This is a genomic window from Colwellia marinimaniae, assembly GCF_002207865.1.
GTDB classification, from domain to species: Bacteria; Pseudomonadota; Gammaproteobacteria; order Enterobacterales; family Alteromonadaceae; genus Colwellia; species Colwellia marinimaniae.
This window is the reverse complement of sequence record NZ_BDQM01000308.1, coordinates 1-264: the sequence shown is the minus strand read 5'-3', so window position 1 is coordinate 264 and position 264 is coordinate 1. Positions and strand designations below refer to the sequence as shown.

Below are 264 nucleotides of genomic sequence, written 5' to 3'. Positions count from 1 at the left end.
CGGATGCACATCTCGCTCCCCAATTGTTTTTTTTTCAAGCGGACGCAGGGGTGGCAGGTTTTTCCCGGCTTGTTGGCCCGGCGGGTCGGCTTGCCTATTGCGAAGCCCTCGGCGCCCAGGGCGGTGTGGTACGTACCGACGGTATCGAGGCTTTGCGCGATTTCGGCCCGTTCGACGTGATTCTTGACCCGGTGGGCGGCAATTACGCCGCGATCAACCTCAAGCTGCTGGCCCGCGATGGGCGCTGGGTGTTGATTGGCCTGA

General features: G+C 62.1%; 1 pseudogene. It reads left to right on the top strand.

The features are described from left to right. Window positions 1–264: pseudogene (locus MTCD1_RS19410) on the top strand (hypothetical protein); the annotation flags it as partial.